Annotated in this window: 8 protein-coding genes; 3 read left to right on the top strand and 5 right to left on the bottom strand. The window is 72.8% G+C overall.

Annotated elements, in window-relative coordinates; all coding sequences use genetic code 11:
* On the bottom strand, window positions 1-546 hold a 546-nt coding region (locus tag AB0O00_RS29965), incomplete at its 3' end, for an alpha/beta hydrolase fold domain-containing protein (RefSeq protein ID WP_363657053.1).
* Window positions 547-589: 43 nt separating this feature from the next.
* On the opposite strand from AB0O00_RS29965, the gene AB0O00_RS29970 reads away from it, so the two are divergent.
* Window positions 590-1,066, top strand: a complete 477-nt coding sequence (locus AB0O00_RS29970; protein ID WP_363657055.1) for a MarR family transcriptional regulator — start codon at window positions 590-592, stop codon at window positions 1,064-1,066.
* Window positions 1,067-1,116: 50 nt separating this feature from the next.
* On the opposite strand, the gene AB0O00_RS29975 is transcribed toward AB0O00_RS29970, so the two are convergent.
* Both AB0O00_RS29975 and AB0O00_RS29980 read right to left on the bottom strand, forming a co-directional pair.
* The gene (locus AB0O00_RS29975) at window positions 1,117-1,530 is read right to left on the bottom strand and encodes a hypothetical protein (protein ID WP_363657057.1); all 414 of its coding nucleotides are present in this window, start codon (window positions 1,528-1,530) and stop codon (window positions 1,117-1,119) included.
* Window positions 1,517-2,038, bottom strand: a complete 522-nt coding sequence (locus tag AB0O00_RS29980) for an Imm50 family immunity protein (protein WP_363657059.1) — start codon at window positions 2,036-2,038, stop codon at window positions 1,517-1,519. The genes AB0O00_RS29975 and AB0O00_RS29980 overlap by 14 nt, the downstream gene beginning before the upstream one ends.
* Window positions 2,039-2,134: 96 nt before the next feature.
* Between AB0O00_RS29980 and AB0O00_RS29985 the strand changes: the two genes are divergently transcribed.
* Window positions 2,135-2,605 (top strand): hypothetical protein, encoded by a 471-nt coding sequence (locus AB0O00_RS29985; RefSeq protein ID WP_363657061.1) that lies wholly within the window; start codon window positions 2,135-2,137, stop codon window positions 2,603-2,605.
* Window positions 2,606-2,621: 16 nt separating this feature from the next.
* On the opposite strand, the gene AB0O00_RS29990 is transcribed toward AB0O00_RS29985, so the two are convergent.
* Both AB0O00_RS29990 and AB0O00_RS29995 read right to left on the bottom strand, forming a co-directional pair.
* Window positions 2,622-3,374 carry a hypothetical protein gene (locus AB0O00_RS29990; protein WP_363657063.1) on the bottom strand — a complete coding sequence of 251 codons (753 nt, stop codon included), beginning with the start codon at window positions 3,372-3,374 and terminating at the stop codon, window positions 2,622-2,624.
* Between the two features lie 126 nt (window positions 3,375-3,500).
* Entirely contained in the window at window positions 3,501-3,851 is a 351-nt protein-coding gene (locus AB0O00_RS29995; RefSeq protein ID WP_363657065.1) for a hypothetical protein, read from the bottom strand.
* A gap of 15 nt (window positions 3,852-3,866) precedes the next feature.
* On the opposite strand from AB0O00_RS29995, the gene AB0O00_RS30000 reads away from it, so the two are divergent.
* Window positions 3,867-4,436, top strand: coding sequence for an AAA family ATPase (locus tag AB0O00_RS30000; protein WP_363657067.1), 570 nt, complete (start codon window positions 3,867-3,869; stop codon window positions 4,434-4,436).
* Window positions 4,437-4,743: the final 307 nt, after the last annotated feature.

The following is a 4,743-nucleotide window of genomic DNA, read 5'->3' on the forward strand; positions in this document are numbered from 1 at the left end:
GTCGCCACTGCGGGTCGCGTCGACGCCCGGCGACAGCGCCAGAACGGCGGCCGGCAACGGCAGGCCCGCGTCCCGGGCGGCGAGGCAGGCGGTGACGGCGAGCCCTCCGCCGGCGGAGTCCCCCGCGAACACGATCGACGAAGGATCCTCGCCGCGGTCGAGGAGGGCGCGGTAGGCGCTCAGCGTGTCCTCGATCGCCGCCGGGAACGGGTGCTCGGGGGCGAGCCGGTAGTCCAGCGAGTACGCCCCGACGCCGGTCCTGGCCACGAGGTTGCCCGTCAGCGACAGCGCCGTGCGGGGCGAGCCGTACACCCAGCCGCCGCCGTGGAAGTACAGGATCGTCCCGGCGCGCGGCGCACCGTCCGGCTCGACCCTGAGTGCGGGCCGGCCGCCGAGCGTCGTCTCCGTGGTGCGGATGCCGTCCGGCACGATCATCCCGGCCATCAGCACCTCGAATCCGGCCCGGATCTCCTCGACGGTCCGGGGACCCTCCGGGCGCGGCTGCCGCAGCATCGCGTCGATCCGCGCACGCTGTTCCCTGCTCATGGTGGTGCTCCCCTCGAAAGTAGCTGCCGCTACACTATATGCCGTGGCATCTACATCGAGGGGTGAGACGGTGGATCTCCCGGAGTTCTTCGCCGACCTGGTCCGCTGCGAGACCCGGCTCTACAACGCGCTCAACGACCGGCTCCGCGCCCGGCACGGCATCGTGACCTCGCAGTTCGAGTTCCTGCGGTACGTGCGCGACCACCCCGGAGCCCGCGTGGCGGACCTCGCCGCCGAGTTCGCCGTCGGCATCGGGGCGACCAGCAAGAGCGTCGACCGCCTGGAGAAGCAGGGCTGGGTCCTCCGGCAGCCGAACCCCTCCGACCGCCGCTCCTCACTGCTGACCCTCACCCAGGACGGCACCAGGCTCGCCGACGAGGCGGAGCGGACGGTCACGGCAGGGCTGGCCGAACTGATCGGCGGCACCCTCGACGACGCGTCACTGACGGCCGCCGCACAGGCACTCGCGACGCTGCGCTCCGCACTCGAACGCCGCCAGGTCGGCATGCCCACGGGCTGATCCACGCCGTTCGGCGGCAGACGGGCTTCCCCCTCGGCCCTCGCCGCGCATCACTCGTACCGGCTCCACAGCCGTCCGACGGGCGGCTCCGCGCGGATCTCGGCCGCCGCGAAGGACACGTCCTTGCCCCGCCCGGCGAGCACGACGCGCTTCCCCGTGATCGTGGCGCGGGTCGTGGGCCAGCCCGACCAGGCGTCCACCGCGAAGTCCGTCACGCCGACGCAGACCAGCACGAACTCGACCGCGTTGTGGCCGCGCTCGCGCCACAGGTCGGCGGCACCGGCCGGGACGGCGAAGGCGGAGAACCTCAAGGTGACGGACGACTCGCGTTCGTCGACGAGGACGGAATCCAGGCCGTAGGCGCTCAGCGGGGGTGGTGGCGCGCCGAGGACCTCGCGGAGCGTCCCGGGATTCACCACCTCGGCGGACCAGTCGTGGTCGTGGTCGTGGTCATGGTCGTTCATAAAACACCTTCGCGGTCGTGGGCGGCAGTTCGGTGCCGTAGAGCCGCCGGTCGAGCGGGCTCACGAACCACCGCCGGGCCGCGTACGGCTCGGCGTCGCCGGAGCGGTAGGCGTTGAGATGCCCCGCTTCGATCGCCGCGTGGGCCGTGAAGTCGAGCGAGAACCCCGGCCCGCGCACCCCGACCGCGATCCGGCGCTCCCGGTCCCGCATGAAGCGGCTCAGCTCGACGTCGACCACGGTGGCGACGGGCACGCCCCGCATCCGCAGGTCCTCCTCCACACCCATGAACTCGACCTGCGCCTCGAACCGGTCACACCCGGCGTCCGTCCAGGCCTGCGGAGCGAGGTCGGGAAAGCGCGGGAACTCGACCCGCAACGTGACGCCGGCACCACGCGGATTCAGGTGCACCGACCGGAGCACCAGCCGCTCCAGGAGCGGCAGTTCGGTGTAGAGCGCGGTCAGCCGCTCGGAGCCGACGAGCAGCTCCGGCCACGCGTCGGCCGGCATGAGTCCCCCTCCGAGCGCCTCGGGCAGCGCCTTGACCTGGGATGATACTGCCCAAATGACTAGCCGACCCGCAGCCGTTCACCCGATGATTGCTCCATGAGTCTCGTCGTCCAGCGCATCCGCACCTCGTGGACCAAGGCCTCGCGGGGCGGCCCCGGGGCCGCGATCCGCAACGCCGCCCCTACCGCCTTCGCGCTGCCCGAGGGCCTGACCTCGGCCCTGCACGCCATCTCCATGCGGGAGTCGGACGCCTTCGCCCCGCACATGAGCGTGGCGGACCTGTCCGATCCCGGCGTCGTGCTCAAGGAGTCGGACGGCCTGCTGCGGGTCCACCGCCCGGAAGTGACGCCCTTCGGCATGCCCCTGCGCAACCGCCGCCCGCCGGCCGTCCGCCTCGCCCCCGGCGAATGGCTGCGGTGGCAGATCAACCACCGCTTCGCCGGTGGCTGGGAGGGCGCCTGGACCTACCGCCTCGACACCTTCAACATCGCGTACTGCCCCACATCACCGGACGTGTTCCTCGGCACCCCGACCCACCACATCGACGAGCTGGCCTATCTCCGCTGAGCCGCAAGCGGCGCGCTCACCTCGGTCGGCGGCCCGTGAGCGCCTGCCAGCGGTCGTGCGCGGCCTCGAGTTCCTTGCGGGCCTTCGGGATCCGCGGGTCGTCCTGCCAGCGGGCGGTGGTCTCGTCCAGGCGTTCCTGGGCGCGCGTCTGCTTGCTCGTGTCGCTCCTGGCGTTCTCGAGGTCGGCTTCGGCGTCCCGGATGCGGGAGGCGTTCCGGACCTGCAAGGCCTTGGCGTCCGCGATGGCGTTGTGGACGTCGACGACGAACCTCCGGAGGCGGTCCTCAGCGGTCTCCGCAGCGGGGTAGGTCAGCAGGTGCTGACGTCCGCCGGGGTCGACCACGTAGACGTGGCCGGCGTCCGCCGAGTGGTCGGAACGCACGGAGATCCCGTGCAGGGGCAGGTCGCTGCGCTCGTCGTCCGTCCTCACTTCGAGGACGTGCTGATAGAGGCTGAGCGGACCCAGTTCCTCGCGCAGCGTGCCGCGCCCGGGCTCCCGGAGGTCGGCGATCCGCTGCTCGATCTCGCGTATCCGGCGGCGGCGCGTGGCGGCGGCGGCGTCGACCCCGGCCTGGGCGCCGGACACCTCCTTCCGCCGGCTGCTCTCCAGGCGCCGCAGGGCACCCCGCGCGGTGTCGAGGTCGCGACGGGCACCGTCGTGCTCTGCCCCGAAGGTGTGCCGCCAGCTCCCCGGGTAGTGGTAGCAGTGCCAGCCGATGACGCCGCCGGCGGCCAGGACGATCAGCAGCATCCACCACAACACGCTCACGGCGCTCTCCCCTCAGGCAGCCACGGCGTCCGACCCGGGACCTGCCGGATCGGACGTCCCGACGACTATCCGCAGCCCGGTGCCGCTCGTCAACTCCCCCCGAGCCACGCCGAGCCGCTGGAACGCTCAGGCGCGGCCCGCGGCCAGCAGGGCGACGTGCGGGAGCAGCAGGAGCCCGTCGGGTGCGGTGAACTCGGCGCTCAGGATGCCGAGTTGGCGCCTGATCTCGGCCTGGACCTCGGCCGGCTGGCGGACCACGATCCGGCCGATCGTGGCCACTCCGCCGACCGGGCCGCTCCACCATTCGTCGATGTCCGCGCGGTGGTCCCACGCCAGGACCTCGCAGGTCGCCCCGTTCAGCCCGGCCGCCGTCAGCAGGTCAGTGAATCCCTGGGCGTTCCGCGGGAACCCCCCTCCGCTGAATGCCCTGCTCGACTCCGTGAGACCCTGAACGATGCCGATATCCGCGATCGTCATCGGGAGGGCGCACCCTTGCTCAGCGCACGCACCCCCGGGCGTACGCCGCGACGCCCGACGCTCATCGCCGTCAGCGGCCCGCCCGGGAGCGGGAAGACGACGCTGGCGCGCGCCCTGGCCGACGCGCCCGGGTGGCCGCTGGTGTGCCGGGACGAGATCAAGGAGCGGATGGTCGCGGCCGGCGCCGATCCCGCCGACGACCTCGATCTGCGGACGTTCGAGACGTTCTTCCGCAGCATCGGCGAGCTCGTGCGGTCCGGAACGAGCCTGGTGGCGGAGGCGGCCTTCCAGGACCGGCGGTGGCGCCCAGGCCTGGAGCCGCTCACCGGCCTGGCCGAGATCCGCGTCGTGCGCTGCACCGTCGATCCCGGGCTCGCCCACGCGCGCATCGCCCGTCGGGCCGCCGAGGAGCCCTCACGCGCCGTCCACGCGGACGCCGACCTCCTGCGCCGCATCGCCGAGGGCCGGCAGCCGATCGCGTCGTGGGTCCCGATCGCGCTCGACGTCCCCTGCCTGGTCGTCGACACCACAGACGGCTGGACGCCGCCGCTGGCCGCGATCGTCGAATTCGCCGCAACGTCGTGACCACAACGGCTTGACCGCGACGTCGTGACCACAGCGGCTTGACCACAGCGGCTTGACCGCAACAGCTTCCCCGCAACGGCGAACGACGCGGGCCCGCCCCGGCAGCGACACCAGGACGGGCCCGCACTCCCGTAACGACGACTACTGGCAGAACCCGTTCCTCGGCAGCCCGACGCACGGGCGCTCCATGCCCACGTGGTCGCCGAGCGGCGCCAGGTCGAGGCCGGTGCGCTGCGGGTAGGCGGCGTCCGGGATCGGGCACGGGCCGAAGCCCGCCGCGCACACCAGCTCGGCGAAGAGCAGCTGG

Origin of the sequence: Kitasatospora sp. NPDC093558 (genome assembly GCF_040683475.1) — a bacterium.
Classification (GTDB): Bacteria; Actinomycetota; Actinomycetes; order Streptomycetales; family Streptomycetaceae; genus Kitasatospora.